17 protein-coding genes and 1 pseudogene are annotated in these 17,241 nt (G+C 71.3%); 8 read left to right on the forward strand and 10 right to left on the reverse strand.

Features of this window, described 5'->3' with window-relative positions:
• The first annotated feature begins 37 nt into the window (after positions 1–37).
• Complete coding sequence (locus ACWD4U_RS15895; RefSeq protein ID WP_363460558.1) at positions 38–604, forward strand: TetR/AcrR family transcriptional regulator; 567 nt, start codon at positions 38–40, stop codon at positions 602–604.
• Between the two features lie 242 nt (positions 605–846).
• On the opposite strand, the gene ACWD4U_RS15900 is transcribed toward ACWD4U_RS15895, so the two are convergent.
• Positions 847–1,308 (reverse strand): MarR family winged helix-turn-helix transcriptional regulator, encoded by a 462-nt coding sequence (locus ACWD4U_RS15900; RefSeq protein ID WP_363460560.1) that lies wholly within the window; start codon positions 1,306–1,308, stop codon positions 847–849.
• 111 nt (positions 1,309–1,419) lie between these two features.
• On the opposite strand from ACWD4U_RS15900, the gene ACWD4U_RS15905 reads away from it, so the two are divergent.
• Positions 1,420–2,814, forward strand: coding sequence for a DHA2 family efflux MFS transporter permease subunit (locus tag ACWD4U_RS15905; RefSeq protein WP_363460562.1), 1,395 nt, complete (start codon positions 1,420–1,422; stop codon positions 2,812–2,814).
• Positions 2,815–2,882: 68 nt separating this feature from the next.
• Here the strand turns inward: ACWD4U_RS15905 and ACWD4U_RS15910 are convergent, their stop codons facing one another.
• Positions 2,883–3,425: a MarR family winged helix-turn-helix transcriptional regulator gene (locus ACWD4U_RS15910; RefSeq protein WP_363460564.1), complete on the reverse strand. Its 543-nt coding sequence runs from the start codon at positions 3,423–3,425 to the stop codon at positions 2,883–2,885.
• 65 nt (positions 3,426–3,490) lie between these two features.
• Here ACWD4U_RS15910 and ACWD4U_RS15915 point away from each other — a divergent pair, with 65 nt between their 5' ends.
• Together ACWD4U_RS15915 and ACWD4U_RS15920 are read left to right on the forward strand one after the other, a co-directional pair.
• Entirely contained in the window at positions 3,491–5,614 is a 2,124-nt protein-coding gene (locus ACWD4U_RS15915) for an MMPL family transporter (RefSeq protein ID WP_363460566.1), read from the forward strand.
• 292 nt (positions 5,615–5,906) lie between these two features.
• Positions 5,907–6,749: a hypothetical protein gene (locus ACWD4U_RS15920; RefSeq protein ID WP_363460568.1), complete on the forward strand. Its 843-nt coding sequence runs from the start codon at positions 5,907–5,909 to the stop codon at positions 6,747–6,749.
• A 465-nt stretch (positions 6,750–7,214) separates the two neighbouring features.
• On the opposite strand, the gene ACWD4U_RS15925 is transcribed toward ACWD4U_RS15920, so the two are convergent.
• On the reverse strand, positions 7,215–7,745 hold the full coding sequence (locus ACWD4U_RS15925; protein ID WP_363460570.1) for a glycine-rich domain-containing protein: 531 nt from the start codon (positions 7,743–7,745) through the stop codon (positions 7,215–7,217).
• A gap of 531 nt (positions 7,746–8,276) precedes the next feature.
• Between ACWD4U_RS15925 and ACWD4U_RS15930 the strand changes: the two genes are divergently transcribed.
• Both ACWD4U_RS15930 and ACWD4U_RS15935 read left to right on the forward strand, forming a co-directional pair.
• Positions 8,277–9,140, forward strand: a complete 864-nt coding sequence (locus tag ACWD4U_RS15930; RefSeq protein WP_363460572.1) for a helix-turn-helix domain-containing protein — start codon at positions 8,277–8,279, stop codon at positions 9,138–9,140.
• Positions 9,118–9,324 carry a DUF397 domain-containing protein gene (locus ACWD4U_RS15935; RefSeq protein WP_449787205.1) on the forward strand — a complete coding sequence of 69 codons (207 nt, stop codon included), beginning with the start codon at positions 9,118–9,120 and terminating at the stop codon, positions 9,322–9,324. The genes ACWD4U_RS15930 and ACWD4U_RS15935 overlap by 23 nt, the downstream gene beginning before the upstream one ends.
• A gap of 80 nt (positions 9,325–9,404) precedes the next feature.
• On the opposite strand, the pseudogene ACWD4U_RS15940 reads toward ACWD4U_RS15935, so the two are convergent.
• Together ACWD4U_RS15940 and ACWD4U_RS15945 are read right to left on the reverse strand one after the other, a co-directional pair.
• Positions 9,405–9,950: pseudogene (locus ACWD4U_RS15940) on the reverse strand (IS30 family transposase); the annotation flags it as partial.
• Between the two features lie 191 nt (positions 9,951–10,141).
• Complete coding sequence (locus ACWD4U_RS15945) at positions 10,142–11,539, reverse strand: ThuA domain-containing protein (protein ID WP_363460576.1); 1,398 nt, start codon at positions 11,537–11,539, stop codon at positions 10,142–10,144.
• 376 nt (positions 11,540–11,915) lie between these two features.
• On the opposite strand from ACWD4U_RS15945, the gene ACWD4U_RS15950 reads away from it, so the two are divergent.
• Positions 11,916–12,890, forward strand: a complete 975-nt coding sequence (locus ACWD4U_RS15950; RefSeq protein WP_363460578.1) for a LacI family DNA-binding transcriptional regulator — start codon at positions 11,916–11,918, stop codon at positions 12,888–12,890.
• Positions 12,891–13,367: 477 nt separating this feature from the next.
• Here the strand turns inward: ACWD4U_RS15950 and ACWD4U_RS15955 are convergent, their stop codons facing one another.
• The 5 genes from ACWD4U_RS15955 to ACWD4U_RS15975 form a co-directional block, all read right to left on the reverse strand.
• Positions 13,368–13,751 (reverse strand): VOC family protein, encoded by a 384-nt coding sequence (locus tag ACWD4U_RS15955; RefSeq protein WP_363460580.1) that lies wholly within the window; start codon positions 13,749–13,751, stop codon positions 13,368–13,370.
• 209 nt (positions 13,752–13,960) lie between these two features.
• Complete coding sequence (locus tag ACWD4U_RS15960; protein ID WP_363460582.1) at positions 13,961–14,347, reverse strand: hypothetical protein; 387 nt, start codon at positions 14,345–14,347, stop codon at positions 13,961–13,963.
• A 372-nt stretch (positions 14,348–14,719) separates the two neighbouring features.
• Entirely contained in the window at positions 14,720–15,337 is a 618-nt protein-coding gene (locus ACWD4U_RS15965) for a hypothetical protein (RefSeq protein WP_363460584.1), read from the reverse strand.
• Between the two features lie 560 nt (positions 15,338–15,897).
• Positions 15,898–16,164: a hypothetical protein gene (locus ACWD4U_RS15970; RefSeq protein ID WP_363460586.1), complete on the reverse strand. Its 267-nt coding sequence runs from the start codon at positions 16,162–16,164 to the stop codon at positions 15,898–15,900.
• Between the two features lie 208 nt (positions 16,165–16,372).
• On the reverse strand, positions 16,373–16,789 hold the full coding sequence (locus ACWD4U_RS15975; protein ID WP_363460588.1) for a helix-turn-helix domain-containing protein: 417 nt from the start codon (positions 16,787–16,789) through the stop codon (positions 16,373–16,375).
• A gap of 230 nt (positions 16,790–17,019) precedes the next feature.
• On the opposite strand from ACWD4U_RS15975, the gene ACWD4U_RS15980 reads away from it, so the two are divergent.
• Complete coding sequence (locus ACWD4U_RS15980) at positions 17,020–17,220, forward strand: hypothetical protein (RefSeq protein ID WP_363460596.1); 201 nt, start codon at positions 17,020–17,022, stop codon at positions 17,218–17,220.
• Positions 17,221–17,241 lie beyond the last annotated feature (21 nt).

A 17,241-nucleotide genomic window follows, 5' to 3' on the forward strand; every position in this document is an offset into this window, starting at 1 on the left:
CGATTCCGTTTAGAGCATAGGCGGAGGAGTGACCGAGATGTCAACGAGTGCCGGCCGAAAGCCGCGGACGGACGCGGAACGCAACCGCGGCCGAGTGCTCCAGGCGGCCGCCGAGCTGTTCGCCGCGCACGGCGACGCGGTGCAGATGGCCGAGGTCGCCAAGGCGGCGGGCGTCGGCGTCGGCACGGTCTACCGGCACTTCCCGACCCGGCAGGCACTGGTCGCCGCCGTCGCCGAGGAACGGTTCGCCGGAATCCTGCGGCAGGCGCGGGAGGAGTGCCTGGTGCTTCCCGACACCCGCCAGGCGCTGGCGGGCTTCCTGGAGGCGATCGGGCGGACGCACGAGGAGGGCCGCGGGGTGTCCGGCGCGATCGAGGCGACCTTCGGCAACACCGAGCCGAGCGGCGAGGTGGGGGCCCAACTGCTGGACATCGGCGAGCAGTTGCTGGCCCGGGGCCGGGCGGACGGCACCGTGCGGGAGGACGCCGTCGTCTCCGACCTCTACATGATCGCCGGGGCGGTGGCGGCGCTGAGCCGCAACGCGGTGGGCGACTGGCGGCGCTTCGTCGAGCTCGCCCTGGACGGACTGCGCCCGCAGCGCTGACGCCGCCGGCCGGGTGGGGCGTCGTGGGATCACGTGAGGCTGATGAGCCGTCGGTTCGGGGTCTGATGGTCCGACAGCCCGACGGTAGAACTGTTCGGTGGTCCGACTCCGGCGGTCCGTCAGGCCGACGATCCGTCAGGTCGGCAGTCCGTCAGGTCGGCAGTCCGTCAGGTCGACGGTCCGGCCCAGGCCGACGGTCCGGCCCGGCCGTCCGGAGCGTGCTCTCCGGACGGCCGGGTCGCTCACTCGTCGGGGGTGACGGCGGTGCGGATGCGGGCGAGCAGGGTGCGCAGCTGCTCGCGTTCGGCGCTGCTCAGCGCGCCGGTGGCGGTGGCGAGGGCGGCCCGGTCCAGTTCCTCGGCCTCGCGGTGACGGCGCGCCCCCTCCTCGGTGAGGGTCAGCAGGAACGCGCGCCGGTCGGACGGGTGCCGGACCCGCTCGACCAGCCCGTCGCGTTCGAGGCTGTCGACGATCGTGGTCGTGGTGCGGGCGGCGTTGCCCACGTACTCGGCGAGGTCGCGCATGCGCAGCGGGCCGCCCGCGCGAGCCAGGACGCGCAACGTCCGCAGCCGGGCCACCGACGCGCCGTGCTCGCGCAGTCTGCCGTCCACGAAGACGCGCAACCTCTGTGTGGTGTCGAAGAGTTCGTCCACCAGGACGTCGCTGCTGCCGAACTGGCGTCGCGACGCCGCTTCCTCTGCCATGCCGTGCCTTCCGCGTTCTCTTCGTGCCGGCGAACTTTCTGAGCATAGTCATAGTGAGTATGCTCAGCTTCTATGAACACCAACTTGGGCCAGCGCCGTGTCGTGCCCATCATGGCTGTCCTGACCACCTTCATCTGCATCATCGACGGCGCGATCACCACTGTCGCCCTCCCCAGCATCGCCCGGCAGTTCGACCTGACCCCGGCCGCCCTCACCGGCGTCGTCGTGGTCTACCCCGTCTGCGTCGGCATGATGATCCCCGGCTCCGCCTGGCTGGTGGAGCGGTACGGCGGCCGCCGAACGCTGCTGCTCTCGCTCGCCGCCTTCACCGCCGCCAGCGGCCTGTGCGGCGCGGCCCCGAACCTCACCGCCCTCGTCGGCGCGCGCGCCCTGCAGGGCCTGGCCGCCGGTCTGCTCATGCCCACCTCGCAGGCCCTGCTGTTCCGCACCTTCAGCCAGGCCGAACAGGTCCGGCTGTCCCGGCTGATGATCATCCCGCAGCAGATCGCCCCGGCGATCGCGCCGCTGCTCGGCGGCCTGCTGATCACCGGACTGTCCTGGCGGTGGGTGTTCTACGTCAACGTGCCCTTCGGCGCCGCGGCGGTGCTTTTCGGTGCGCTCTTCCTCGCCGAGCACCGCGACCACGCCGCCGGCCGCCTCGACCTGCCCGGCCTGCTGCTCTGCGGCGCCGGCACGGCCACCCTGATGTACGGCGTCTGCGCGGGACCCGACCTCGGCTGGGACCGTCCGCCGGTGGTCAGCGCGCTGGCAGTCGGCGCCGTCCTGCTCGCGGTCGCGGTCCGGCACCAACTCCGCACACCCGAACCGATCCTGCGGCTGCGGCTGTTCCGCGACCGGCTGTTCCGCGACACCAACCTGATCAGCCTGGTCGGCTACGTGCCGATGATGGGCGCGATGTTCCTCGGCCCGCTCTTCATCCAGGAGGCCCGCGGCGGCTCGGCGCTGGACAGCGGCAGCACCACCTTCACCGAGGCGTTCGGCGTCCTGGTGACGATGCAGGTGGTCGCCGCGGTCTACCCGCGGGTGGGACCGCGCCGCATCATCGGCACCGGACTGCTGGGCGTCGCCGCCGTCATGCTGCTGTTCGCCACCGCCGACGCGGGCACCGGCCTGTGGACCCTCCGCGGCTACATGTTCCTGCTGGGCCTGGCCATGGGCGCCGTCTTCATCCCGACCACCATCGCCTCCTTCAGCACCATCGACCGCGCGGACGTCGCGCACGCCGCCACCCTCAACACCGTCGTCCGGCAGACCGCGAGCTCGCTGGCCCCGGCCGTCGTGACCACCGTCCTGGTGCTCGGCGCCACGGGCTCGCAGCGCGCCCACCCGCCCCTGGCCTCCTACCAGCTCAGCTACTTCGTCCTGGCTGCGGTCGCGGTCGCCGCCGGCCTGTTCGCCTTCACCATGCCCGACGGCCCCGCCCGCGGCGCCGTGACCGTCGGCCCGCGGGCCACCACCAGTCGCCGCCGACAGGAGGTCGGCTGAGCGGACCCGGACCTGCCGCCGGACCCGTCGCCGGACCCGGGTCGGGCGGTGGGTCCGGCGGTGGGTCGCTAGGGAGCGGGTGTTCGGGGGGCTTGGTCGAGGTAGCGGCGGTAGGCGGACGCCACCTGTTCGAGGTAGCGCCTGGCGCCGGCGCGTTCGGTGTCGTCGAGGCCCTCGGCCGCGTCGTAGAGGAGGCCGAGGAGCGGGGCCAGTTCGCCCATGACGTGCTCGAACCCGGTCGGCGTGACGTCCAGGATCTGGCGGCGGCGGTCGTCCGGGTGCGGGAGGCGGGTCATGTGGCCTTCCGACACCAGGCGGTTCACCGACTGCGTGGCGGCGGCGCTGGTGACGCCGAGCCTGCGGGAGAGCTCGACCGGTCCGATGGGTGCCCCGGAGCCCTTGGCGAGGACGACGTGCTCGACCGCCTCGACGTTCGTCAGCGGCATGCCCAGCCGTTCGGCGAGGGCGGCACGCGCCAGCTGGGTGAGGGTCAGGACCTCTCGCAGCGCCCCCGAGAGCTCGTCGCCTTCCGGTGCGCCGCCGCGGTGGCCTGACGGTCCGGCAGGCCAATCCGCGCGGGGGGCGGCTTCGAACGGGTCGTGTTGCGCCATGCCGGCAATTCTGGCACGGTGTGGATCGCTAAGTTACTTAACTACTCTCCCGAGGGTGCGCCTCCGTGTCCCGAACCCTGACCGGCCGCCCGGGCCGGTCCGCCGCCACCGCCGATCGCGTCGAGGGGCCGAGGCGTCCCCGCGTCCTCGCGTGGCTGATCCTGTTGGTGACCGTCGTCGGCCTGGGTGCGGCGTTCGCCCTCGGGCCCGCGGACGCCACCACCACCGAGGCCACCGGCACCTCCCTCCCGGCCTCGTCGCAGTCCGCCAAGGTCGCCGGGATCGTCCGGACCTTCCCGGCCGGCGCCGTCGCCCCCGCGATCGTCGTCTTCAGCAACACCGACGGCAGCCCCCTCACCGCCGCCCAACAAGTCGTCGTCGCCGAGCGGTCCGTGGCACTCGGCGCACTCGGGCTGGCCCCCGAGGCCGCACGTCCGCAGGTCGTCGAGAACAAGGTCGCCACCGTCGCCGTCCTGCTGCCGACCGGGGCTGGCGACGAAGCGAACACCGCGACCGTCGACCGCATCCGCCACAGCGCCGCGCAGGACCTCGCCGCGCCGCTGCAGGCACAGGTCACCGGCGGACCGGCCTTCCGCGCCGACGTCACCAAGGTCTTCGCCGGAGCCGACACCAACCTGCTCATCGCCACGGCCTCGGTCGTCGCGGTCCTGCTGCTCCTCACCTACCGCAGCCCGATCCTCTGGCTGGTCCCGCTGCTCGTCGTCGGAGCCGGCGACCGCGCGGCCGGTGTCCTGGTCGGCGTCCTGGCCCCGCACGCGGGCGTCGAGGTCGACGCCTCCGCGGCGGGCATCCAATCCGTCCTGGTCTTCGGCGCCGGCACCGACTACGCCCTGCTGCTCGTCTCCCGCTACCGCGACGAACTCCACCTCACCGACGACCGGTTCACCGCGATGGCCCGCGCGTGGCGCGGCACCGCCCCCGCCGTCCTCGCCAGCGGCACCACCGTCGTGCTCAGCCTGCTCACGCTGCTCGCCGCCGAACTCACCGGCAACCGCGGCCTCGGCTTCGCCGGTGCCGTCGGCATCCTCACCGCCGTGCTGTTCGGGCTGGTCGTCCTGCCCGCCGCCCTCGTCCTGCCCGGCCGCCGGCTGTTCTGGCCGCTGGTCCCCAAGGTCGGCGATCCCGTCACGGCAGACCGCCGCGGCGTGTGGTCCCGCATCGGCGAGGCCGTCGCCCGGCGCCCGGTCCAGGTCGCCGTGGCGGCGACCGCCGTGCTGCTGGTCCTCGCGTCCGGAGCCCTCGGCCTCAGGACGGGCCTGGCCCAGGCCGACTCCTTCCGGAAGACCCCCGAAGCCGTTCTCGGGCAGCGCACCCTCGCGGCCGTCCAACCCGCCGGCGCCGCCGACCCCCTGACGCTGGTGTCCACCACCGCGACGGCCGAGCAGGTCGCCGCGGCCGCCCGCCAGGTCCGGGGCGTCTCCACCGTCACCCCCGGAGCGCACACCGACCGCTGGGCACGCGCCGACGTCGTCCTCGACTCCGCACCCGGCACCGCCGCCTCCGACCTCACCCTCCGTCAACTGCGCGAGCGCGTCGCACGGATCCCCGGCTCCGACGCGCTGGTGGGCGGCGCCACCGCGCAGGCCTACGACACCTCGCGCGCCAACGCCCACGACACCCGCGTCGTCGTCCCCCTGGTCCTCGCGATCGTCCTCGTCGTCCTGATCGCCCTGCTGCGCGCCCTCGTCGCGCCGCTCCTGCTGGTCGCCACCGTGATCCTGTCCTACTTCGCCGCCCTCGGAGCGAGTTGGACGATCTTCCGGACCGCCTACGACTTCCCGGCCATGGACACCAACGTCCCGCTGCTGTCGTTCCTCTTCCTGGTCGCCCTCGGCGTCGACTACAACATCTTCCTCATTGCCCGCACCCGTGAGGACACCGTGGCCGGCCACGACACCCGCGGCGCCGTCCTCCGCGCCCTCGCCTCCACCGGCGGCGTCATCACCAGCGCCGGCATCCTGCTCGCCGCGGTGTTCGCCGTCCTGGGCGTCCTCCCGCTCATCACCCTCACCCAGATCGGCATCATCGTCGGCCTCGGCGTCCTCCTCGACACCCTCCTGGTGCGCACCGTCCTGGTCCCCGCCCTGGTCCTGCTCACCGCCCGACGCTTCTGGTGGCCGGGCCGACCCGAGACCGCACGCACGGTCGACGAGCCCCGGACGGCCTGAGCGGACCGCGGCCCGAGGTCCCTTGTCGTCCGTGCCGGAGGAACCCGATGAGCAGCTCATGCCCAAGAGGTAGGTGACTCGGGGCGGCAGGGTCGGGTTCACACGTGTCGTACGGCTGATCGGAGTAACGCGGGTGCGGGACAGCGGTCCTGCACCGGCTGCTCTGGCAGAGTCGCTGGACGCAGGGCTCCGTGGCAGACGGTGCCCGTCCCGCACCGACCCGGGGGAGCGCGATGAGTGGCACGGCAGGAGACGGGGGCCGGCTTGGCACGAGTGGTGGGGTGCCGCTCGCATGACGGAGTCCGAGCAGCGTGCCGAGGGTGCCGGGCCGTTCACCTCGCGGGTCGGGTGGCGGCTTCCCGGCGGTGGCAGTGCGGTGTGGGAGTCGCGGCTCGCCCGGCGTCGCGGGGTCATCGCCGTCCGCCCGCACGGTGCGGACCGGGCGCACCACGCCAGGGCCGACGACACCGCCCTCGCGCGGCTGCGCAGGCTCAACGTCATCGCGGCCACCGCCTTCGTGGTCGGCGGCGCGCTGTTCGCGGTCGGCGCGGGCGTCGCGCAGTTCGGCTCCGGCGACGCCACCACCTGTTGCTCGATCTACTTCGCGGGCGGCCTGTTCTTCAACACCGGCGGCTACGTCTCGCTGCTCCAGGTGGTCAACGCACCCCGCCATGTGCCCGGCGGGGAAGGGCGGTTGGTCACCCGGCCGTGGCGGTGGTGGAGTTACGAGCCGATGCGGGTGGACTGGCTGGGCGCGTTCGTCCTGTTCGTCGGCACCCTGGTGTTCGGGGTCAACCTGCTGGCGTCCTTCCTGCAGGGTCTGAGCGTCCAGCAGGTCAACCGGCTGATCTGGACACCCGACGTGATCGGCTGTGTCCTCTTCCTGATCTCCGGTCACCTCGGCTTCGTCGAGATCTGCCACGGACGGCCGTGCATCCGGCAGCGCAACCTCGGCTGGTGGATCGTCGCCGTGAACCAGCTCGGATCCGTCCTCTTCATGGTCTCCGCCCTCGCCGCCTTCACCCGCCCCGCCACCGGCAGCCTCGTCAACGCCGACATCGCCAACTGGGGCACGCTGCTCGGCGCGCTCTGCTTCTCCGTCGGCGGTGTCCTCCAACTGGTGGAACGGCCCTGAGCGTTCACCGTGCGAGGAGTGCTGCCACGGCGCCGGGGCTTGAGCGTCAGCCTGTCGTATCCCGCAGTCGATGCAACGTCTTCAGCGCTGTGGCACGCGAACGAGCCCGGCCGACGCCCGCGGGGTGGACCAGGGGGCGTCGGCCGGACGGCCGTGGATGTTCAGCCCGCATGCCGGCTGAACATTCATGCAGATGCCAGCTCTCGCTACTCGGTTGTGGCTGCGGCCGGTGGTTCGAGCAGGAAGCCGCGTGTCGGCGGGTCCCAGGGGTGCACGCCGGGCATTTTCGGGACGCTTAGGGCTGTCGGGTCCTCCGGCGTTGCCAGGGCGGGACTCGGAAGCCCCTGGAAGTACTCGACTGCTTTGGCGTACGCCGAGTTGGTCCATTCGCTCACAGGCGTGCCTCCTCTTCTTGTTGGAGGGTACCGAGCCTCACCCGGCGGCGGTTGGACTCTCGTTGAGCTTTCACACGCCGATGTCGACCGGCCAGTCCGGCTTCGGCATGGGCTTGACGGAGCAGGACGGCGGCGAGTGCTGGCAGTTGGCGGTGACGATGACGAGGCTGTCGTCGGTGGGGGCACGCCAGAGGTCGGTGTCGACGTCGAATCCGGCGCTGTGGATCGACTGCTGGGTGTGGGTGAGGATGTCGGGGTCGAAGTGCTCGGGGTTGTATCCCGGGTAGTGGTGGACGAAGGTGCCGTGCCGGGTGCAGAGCGCGGCGTACGCCTCGGTGTGGACGATGAGGGCGTGCCAGCCTTCATCGACGATGCGGCTGGGGGCCATGGCGCGGCTTGGGTTCTGGGCAGCCGTGACGACGAACTTGAGGCCCTCGGCGGCGATTCGTGCGGCCATGTCGCGGGACATGCCGGGGTTGTTGTCGAGGACGGTCGCGACGACGTTCTCGAACGTGCGGGTGGGGAGGAGCGACCGCGGGTCGCTGGTGGGAAGCAGCCCGGGGCCGGTGTCGCCCGGCGGCCGTTGGGTCGGCGTGGTCATACTGGTGTCTCCTCGCATCGTGCGGGATGTCCCGGCGCCGGTTGGCGTCCGGGCTGTGCGGTGTTGCGGGAGCCTCGCCTCGGCCGGTGGCCTGCCAGGGATGGCGGCCGGGGCGGGGCAGTTCGAGGGCCATCCACGGTGAGGGATGGCGGTTGACGGCGCGGAGTCCGTAGCGGGCACCGTTGGCGCGGCCGTTGATTCCGTAGGCGCTGATCGCGTACGACTTCAGGGGGCGTCAGGCTGCGTCCGAGCCGCTGTGGGCGGCAGGGTGGGGGCGGTGCCGGGGGCAGGCGCATGCCGGCCAGGCGAGGCTGGACACGGGCGGCCGCACGGGCTCGTCGCTGCTGGTGAACGCGCGGTGTGTGCGGGTACCGTCCGGACTCACCGTGTAGGTGGTGATGGTGAGTCGGGGCGTTGAGGACGAGTAGGTCATGGCGGTACCTCGAGGTGCTGCTTCCGGGGATCGGCGACGGTTACAGCTTCGGTACGCGGCGCTACGATCGGTAGGGGTAGCGATCCAACAGCCGATCTGTGAGACGAGGGACCTTGCCGAGCCCGCGAGACCTTGACCCGTCGGCGTCACTCGCTGCCCTGTTCGGGACCGAGCTTCGGCGGGTGCGGACCGCCGCGAGGTTGAGCCAGGACAGCCTGGGTGAAGTCCTGGGCTACACCGGCTCGTTGGTCGGGCAGGTGGAGACTGCCCGGCGCGCACCGACGCTGGAGTTCGCGGCGCGGGTAGACGGAGCGCTGGAAACCGGGGGCTTGTTCAGCCGGCTCTGGCCCCACGTCGTGAGAGGCCCCTTCCCGGACTACTTCAGGACGTACGCCGGGCTGGAGCCGAGGGCTACGGGAATCCTCGAGTACGGCGGGTTCCTGGTGCCGGGGTTGGGCCAGACCCGACCGTACATGGAGGCTGTGTTCCGCGCGGCGATGCCGCTTGCGCCTGACGCCGAGATCGAGGGCAAGGTGCTGGCTCGGTTGTCGCGGCAGGAGTTGATAGCGGGTCCAACGCGGCCGCTGTTGTGGTGGCTGCTCGACGAGGCGGCGATCCTGCGGCCTGTCGGCGGTCGCGCGGTGATGGCCGGTCAGTTGCGGCACCTCGCAGAGCTGATCCGGTCAAGGCTAGCGGTTGTTCAGGTCCTTGAGCAGCGTACTGGTGCGCACGCCGCTCTTGAGGGTGCCCTGACGCTATTGTCGTTTGCCGATGGGAGCCCGGACGTGGCATACATCGAGGGACCGCACACGGGTGTGCTGGTCGAGAGCGCGGAGACCGTCAGGCGGATCCGCCTGACCTACGATCTTGCACGGGCTGACGCCCTCTCGCCGGAGGCGTCGCTGGCTCTCATCGACAATGCGGCAGAGGAGCACGCGAGTGGAGAAGACGAAGCAGCTTGACTGGCGCAAGAGCAGCTACAGCGGCGGTTCGGGCGGCAACTGCGTTGAGGTCGCGGACCCGGACGGGGTGACGACCGCGGTGCGCGACTCGAAGGACCCGAACGGCCCGGAGTTGCGCTTCTCGAAGGAGGCGTGGGCGGCGTTCGCCTCCGCCGCTGCGGCTGGCGAGTTCGGCACGGTCTGAACCGGACGTCCCTACAACCCACGTGAGCCCCCTCCACTTTCGGCGGTTTCCAGCGGTCGTTGCAACACGTGGTTAGTTGATCAAGCGGCGATCAGTCTATGCAGGCGCTCGGCTGGGGTTTCCCAGCCGAGCGTTTCGCGTGGGCGGCCGTTGAGCCGGGCCGCGATGGCGGTCAGGTGCTCGGGGCTGTGGCCGGACAGATCGGTGCCCTTGGGGAAGTACTGCCGGAGCAGGCCGTTCGTGTTCTCGTTGGAGCCGCGCTGCCAGGGGCTGGCGGGGTCGCAGAAGTAGACCGGGACGCCGGTGGCGACGGTGAACGAGCCGTGGGCTGCCATCTCCGAGCCCTGGTCCCAGGTCAGTGAGCGTCGCAGGTGGCCGGGCAGGGCCTGGACGGTGGTCACGAGGGCGTCGCGGACGTGTTCGGCGGTGCGGCCGTTCGGCAGGTGCAGGAGCATGCCGTAGCGAGTGGTGCGCTCGACCAGGGTGCCGATCGCGGAGGCGCCGTTCTTGCCGACGATGAGATCGCCCTCCCAGTGCCCGGGGATCGCCCGGTCCTCGGCTTCGGCGGGGCGCTCGCTGATCATGACCATCGGGTCGGTGAACCGCGGTTGGCGCCGGTCGGCCCGGCGTTGCGCCACCGCTTGCCCGTCCGGACATCGATGCCGACGATTCGACAGGCCTCTCTGCTGCGGTACCCCTGACGCATGAGGTGGAAGTATGCCTCCCGCTCACGAGTCAGACGTGGCCCCTTGGCGCCCCGATCCTTCCGAATCTCGAAGTCCATCGCACCCCTTGAACTGGGGTGTTGCAACGACCACTAGAACCTAGGTTCGGTGGTGGGGGCTTCGTCGTGTCCGCGCGGGCGGGGCCGGGTGCGGGGTGCAACCGGCCCCGGGGTGGGGGATCGGGGTTGGGCGGTCAGGCGGAAGCTCTGGGCGGGGGAGTTGTCGCAGGTGCGTTGGACGAGTTGGACGGAGTTGGTCGCGGCGGTGGTGGCGACGGTGAGGCACTTGCCGCTGTGGCGGGCGACGAAGTGCTGGGTGCCGTTGGCTTCTGCGACGGGGCGCCATTGTTGGTTGGTGCCGCCGCCGTAGGTCCACAGCTGGAGGGGGGCGTTGTCGGCGGTGGAGACGCCGGTGACGTCGACGACCTGGTCGGGGTTGTTGCGGGCGGCCAGGCGGACGTAGCCGCTGTCGGTGGCGGTGAGCCGGAAGTGCTGGGCGGTGGTGCCGTTGCAGGTGTACTGCTGGATCGCGGTGCCGTTGGCGGTCGCGGCGGCGCGGGCGTCCACGCACAGCCCGTTGGCCTGCGAGGTCAGGCTGTACCAAGGGTCGGTGGTGACCGGCGCCTTGCCCAGCCACTTGAGCGCGTCGATCAGCATGCGGTTCTGGGTGGCGGACGCGAAGGTCGAGGAGGTGCGGGTGTTGGTCGAGTAGTTCATCGCGTTGTGGCCGAAGTTGGCGTACACCATCCGGTACTGGGTGTTCGTCCAGATGATCGGGTAATCACCGCTGTACCAGGCCTGGTTGGGGTCGCTGCCGAGCGGGAAGCTGGACGGGTCGACGGAGGCCAGGACCTTGATCGAGGGGTTGGCCCGCAGGTTGTTCGACCACGAGTACCACTCGCTGACCGCCGAGGTCCAGGTCGGGGGCAGCGAGGCCGCGACGGGGTGGGAGCCGTTCTCGGTGCGCAGCACGGCGGTGGTCGGACCCCAGGTGTTGGAGCGGAAGTTGCCGCTGCCGAGGAACTGGTTGTAGTACCAGTCCCAGTCGGAGGCGCTGGTGGTGAAGGCCGAGACGTGGAAGCCGAGCCAGGCGCCGCCGCCGCGCATGTAGCGCTCGAAGCCGGCGCGCTGGGTGGCGGTCTGCGGGGCGTCGTCGAGGAACAGGACGACGTTGTACGCGTCGACGCCGCCGTTGGCGAGCAGGTCCCAGTTCGTGGTGGCGGTGTAGGTGAAGTTGTTCGCCGCGGCGGTCTTCGGGAACCAGTCGTTGGCTTCCTTGTCGAAGTCGATGTGGGCGGCGTCCCAGGCACCGCTGTAGAACGCGATGACGCGGAAGTCCGGTGTGGCCGCCGCGGCTTGGGTGGCGGCCGGTACCGCAGTGCCGAGCAGTAGCGCGATCAGGGCCAGGACGGCCGGCAGGAGCCGTTTCAGGCTCTCTGCGGCGGGCGACAGCGGCCGGAGTTCGCCGGTCCGGTGGGGGCGGATGGGCATGGGGGTCCTCTCGACAGGCGTGCGGGGCTCGTCGGTGGGGCGTGCGTGGGGAAGCGAGGGCCGGTGGGGCGATGGCGGGAGGGGCAGTGGCCGGTGTGGTCTTGGCCGTGTGGTGTTGGGCGCGGCTCGTGGCCCGGTCGGACCTCGCTCGTCTGAGCCGGGAACCTAAAGGTCTGAACCAGACGCGTCAAGAGTCGGCGTCTTCGGGTCTTGAACGCTCAACGTGCTTATGCCGCCTGGCCTCTGACGATTCGTCGGTGTTGGATCGAAGTCTTGACGCCGGGCTGGAGCGGCTGTTGACTCGGTCCCACCGTCCGGAACCGGTTCCGGGACCGGTTCCGGACGGTCGCGCCGACCGGTCCAGGAGGCAATCCCTTTGACCGTCACCATTTCTGACGTCGCACGTCAGGCAGGGGTCAGCAAGAGCACCGTCTCTCGGGTCCTGAACGCCGGCGCGGACGTCGACGCCGCAACCGCTGCCCGCGTTCGAGAAGTGATCGATGCGCTCGGGTACGTCCCCCGGCTCGGCGCCGTGCAGCTCGCCCGCGGCAGCAGTCGTACTCTCGCGATGTTCGCGCCATCGGTGACATGGCCGTGGATGGGCGAGGTCCTGCAGGGCGTCGCCGATACCGTCGAGGCGGCCGGCTACGCCCTGATGCTGTTCACCGCGGGCGGCGGCCCGGCGTCGATGGCGCACTTCACCGCCCAGGTCTCCGCCCGGGCTTGCGACGGACTCCTGGCGATCGTGCCCGAGCGCAGCCTGCCCGCGATCGAGGAGATGCGCAGCCGCGGCATGCCCGTCGTCCTCATCGACGACCACGGCCACCACCGCCCCGCACTCCCCTCCGTCGCCACCACCAACCACACCGGCGGAGCCCAGGCCGCGGCCCACCTCCACGCGGCGGGCCGGAGGCGGCCCCTGGTGATCACCGGCCCCGTGCGCTTCGGGTGCGTCGGCCAGCGACTGTCCGGCTTCCAGGACGTGCTGCCGGCCACCTTCGTGCTGGAGGGTGAGTTCACCGAACGGACCGGCCACGAGGCCGTGGAACACGCCCTGGCCGCGGGGGCGGAGTTCGACGCCGTCTTCGCGCACAACGACCAGATCGCCGCCGGGGCGCTGCGCGCGCTGCGCGCTTCCGGCCGCACCGTCCCGGACGACGTCGCCGTCGTCGGCTTCGACGACCTGCCGTTGGCGCGGAGCACCGACCCGGCGCTGACCACGGTGCGCCAGCCGATGCGCGCCATGGGCCGCGCCGCGGCGACGCTGCTGCTGGCCGAACTCGGGGGCACGCCGATACCCGACGAGCCGCTGATCATTCCGACCGACCTCGTCCGTCGTGAGTCCGCCTGAGAGTGCCGGTCGCCCACACGAGTCGTCAGGAAGAAGTGGGCGGGCGGGGCTTGGGCCGCAGTGGGCGGACGGGACGTGTGCGCGGTGGTCGAAGCAGTGCGCGACGTCCGGCGGCAGGGCGCGGCCGGGGTGCTCATCGGCGGACGGGTGGCACCGCAGCAGCGGAAGCATGGCCGGTGACACCCCGTCAGAGTTCGGCATCACCTTGTCCCCGCCTGGCTTGCCCCGCTCGGGTTCCCGACGGCCCAGGCGAGCCAGTGTCCGGGTGGCCTGAGCGTGCAGGACGACGACCTCGAAACCCCTGTGCACCGAGATCGCCGCCTACCTGAGCCTGCACCCGGACCGGACCGAGGACGTCGTCGGCACGCTGTCGATATGTCGAGGCCGAGTACGGCGGGCCCGGGTTCAATGGCCGCGACGGCGGTCGGCAGATCCACCTCGTCCGGAAGCTCGCCTGGCTGCGTGACCGGGTCGGTGTCAGTGCGGCGGGGCGGGTGTGACCGGGGTCGGCTGGGTGAGGTTCACCGCGTTGCCGTCCGGGTCCTTGATGTGGGCGACGCGCTGGCCCCAGGGCATGTCGGTGGGACCGCCGCCGACCGAGCCGCCCAGCGCCTCCACCCGGCCGAGGGTCTCGTCGACGTCGTCGACGGCGATGCTGAGCAGGAGCCGCGGTGCCGCGGCGGCGCCCAGGTCGGCCCTGGCCACCAGCCCGAGGTCGGTGTCGCCGATGCGCAGGCCGAGGTAGAACGCCGGGCCGTCCGCCGGTACCCGGAAGACCTCCTCGGCGCCGAACAGGTTCGTGTAGAAGTCGCGCAGGACGTCCTGGTCGGCGGTCAGGATCACTGGCTGGATGGTGGACATGGCACTCCTGTCGAGAACGGTCGCGTCAACCGGTAGACGGTTCGAGGAGCGAGAACTCATCGGTGCCACCAGCCTGCCGGACGAGCCGACCCGCGCGCGCCGCGGCGATGCGGCGGCGGAGCGGCGCGTCGTGGTCGCGCACAGCGTCGGCGAAGGCGGTCGAGTCGGCGCGGCGGACGGCCGTGACCCATTGGCCGAGGGCGGCGGGGTCACCCCCGCGGGCGGTCCGGGGTGAGGGTGACGACGAGGGCGCAGAGCGCGGTGGTCGCGGCGAGCGTCGCGGCTGCGGCCAGGCCGGCCCCGATGACGAACAGCCCGCTCCCGTCGTCGGACCAGTCGTACCCGAGGGCGGCGGTCAAGCCGGCCGTGGTGCCGACCACCGCGTCCGCCACGTACCGCCGGAACGCAGCCCAGCCGACCGCCGGCAGCAGGGTCACGACCAGCCCGATCACCTGCCAGGCCTCGTACGGCCCGGTCACCGAGCCGTCGGGGTGGATGTCGCGGAGCTGGTCCCAACCCAGCCAGGCAGCCCACGCGGTCATCGGCACCAAGGCCAGCAGCAGGGAACGGACGGGATTCAGGGGCTTCGAGCGCATGCCCCGAGTCTCCCGAGCCGGCCCGGACCCGTCGCAGAGCGCGGGTACTCACCTCCCGCATGAGTACCCGCCCGCTGCGTGTGGGCTCTAGGGAGCGTCCTCGTCGTGCGGTCCGAGGGAGGGGAGGAGCCGTTCGATGTCGAGGTCGTCGGCTCCTTCGACGTCGATGTCGCCCGCCACGTGCAGGTCGAGAGTGTTCGGGATCGGCCGGGTCGACGGCCCGGGTGTGCGGCAGCTCCGCCAGCAACCGTTCCACCAGCCCCCGGCGGCGGGCCCCGGCGTCCGGCACGAGCCGGAAGGCCGCCTCGTCGACGAAGCCGCGGGACCACGTGAACCGCCGGGAACCGTCGGCCGGTAGCAGTCAAGGTGCTCCTACTGCAGGATGTTGATCGCGCGGGCGATCACCAGCCCGCCGATTCCGAGAGACGCCACTGCTTCCGTCATCATCAACAGCTTGGCCCACCGTCTGATCGCGGAGATGTCGGTGGGGCTGAACGCGGTGGCGGTCCAGAACGCGAGCACCAGATAGTCGGCGAAGATCGGCACCCAGGTGGTCGGCACGTAGGTCGTGTGCTGCATCTCGGGGAACACCAACGCCGGATTCGCATACGGTCGGTGCGCGCGGGCAGCGGCACCACCGCGATCCAGATCCCAGTACCACAGGCCGAAGGCGATCACGTTCGTGGCCCAGATCACTCCGCCGGTGGCCAGCAGCCCGGTGGCGTTGTTGGCGAACAGCTTGTTGTTGGTCAGGATGTCGGCGATCAGGTGGACGGCGGCGTACAGATTCGCCACCGTGATGAAGGCGATGACGACGCCGGTCGTGATCCGCAGCCATGGTTTCACGCGATCGATGCGGCCCGGGTCCCCGATGATCAGCGCGGCCAGCAACACGACCAGGACCACCGGGACCACCCATGTGGGGCTCACCCGGTACTTCGCAGGCAGCCCGACGTGGAGCAACGCGGCGACCAGAATCGCCAGCGCCACGGGCCACCACCGCTCACCCCGTGCAGTGGCCTGAACCGGCGTCAGCGGGGGCGGAGCGACCGGCTGCGGACCTGATGCCATACCGCATTGTGGCTTCGCCGGTTCCGATGGCGAAGCAGTGACGCGCCGCTTCCGCGACCATCTGCGATGACTCCCTGCACCGCGCGAAGCGGTTGCGGTCGGTGCACATGCGCCGCTGCCGCTGAGAGGGCCACCACGGATCGCAGCGGTATTCCGAGAAGTCATCATGACGGTATGTCAGATCATGTCGGGAAAGCGCCGGGGAGCAGACTCGTCCCGGATCGGGGATCATCACGATCGGCACCCTGGCCCGGCACGCCGCTCGGGTGGGCGACGCGCTTCAGCATGGGTGCCACGGTCGCGCTCGAGAGGGTGGCGACCGGAGCCTTCACGGGCCCGGCCGTGTTGATGGGCATCGGCATGTCGCCAGCGGACGAACCCAGGGCGCGCACGCGCGGCGCACGGTGGAGGACTGCCCGCACGCGACGATGGTCACGATCCCCGGCACCAGCTTCTCGAGGGTCCCGCCGGCGGGGTGCTCAGACCTCGCCGTAGAGGGTGAGGACCACGCCCTCGACCTCCATGCGGCTGTGCTTGATCAGGTCGCCGCGGCGCAGCGCGGCGAGGCAGTGTTCGAGACGCTCGGTCTCCCCTGCGGTCAGCACGGCGGCGGCCAGGTTGCGCAGGCTGGTCAGTATGGCCGAGGTGAGGGCCCCGGGGTGCGGACCTGACAGCAGGACGACGGGTTGGCCCGTGCGGTCGCGGACGATCGCGGTGGTCGAGCCTCCGTGGACGACGAGCACCATCGCCTCCGTGTCCGACGAGCACGCTGCACGTGCCGGAGGCTCGTGCGGCTCACAGCCTCGGGTAGGAGAAGACGATAGCCCTGATCTCCCGATTTTTATCCTTTTCGACCCTCGAACGGCGGTATGTCGTGCCCGGGTTCACGGCGGGCGGGTTCATGCCACCCCCTCGCGCACCACGCCGCCGATGCCGCGCGTGGGGGAGGGGGCGCTACTCCGGCTGTCGGCTGCGCCGCAGCAGGGAGTCCACGAGTGCGGCCACGTGCTGCCGGTCGGCGGCGGACAACTGCTGGAGGCTGGCGATGAGGGTGGCGACCTCGGGATCGGTGCTCGCTCCGGGCTCGCCCTCCGCGTACAGGTAGATCCCGCAGGTCTCGGCGGCCGCGCGCCGCACCGCGTCGAGTGGCAACTCCAGCCCGGCGGCGAGGCGTTCGAGCGTCGCGGGCTGCGGCATCCGCACCAGGCGCTCGGTGGTGGCGAGGTGGTGGACGGTGGAGCGGGGGAGGCCGCCGCGACGGGCGACGTCGCCGTAGGACCAGCCCTGCGCGTCCAGTTGGCGCCTCATCATTCGCTGCAGTGCGTTGTCCACGGGATGGGGTGCTTCCTGCTGTCGGAGCCGGCGGAACACGTCCGGGTGGCCCCGATTCTACGGGCGTACGGCGCGCCGTCCATGCGATCACGCATCCCACCTGCCGATTTCGCTCCATCGAGCGGCGGTGGCGCAACGTGTTCGTGTCTGTGCTTGTCGTCGCCCCCGGTGAGCGACTAGCGTCCAATCTCGTCGGACAGAACGTCCGATCTGACTGGACAGGAGTCGGGGGACCTCCCCGGCCCCGATAGAGAGGCACTGCCATGAGCATGAACGTCACCGAGCTCGACGCCGAGACCGTGGAGCTGCTGCCGAGCCGCGAGGCGCTGGGACGGCTGAAGTTCGTGAAGGTCCACGCCAACGTCGCCTTCGTCCACGCCCACAACGAGTCGTGGGCCGTGAACGACTACTCGCCGCTCGCGGTCGCGCAGTCCGAGGCGGCGCAGTCGGTCAACGTGTACCAGCGGTAACAGCCCGCACGTGGGCGGACC

The organism is Kitasatospora sp. NPDC002522, assembly GCF_053595195.1.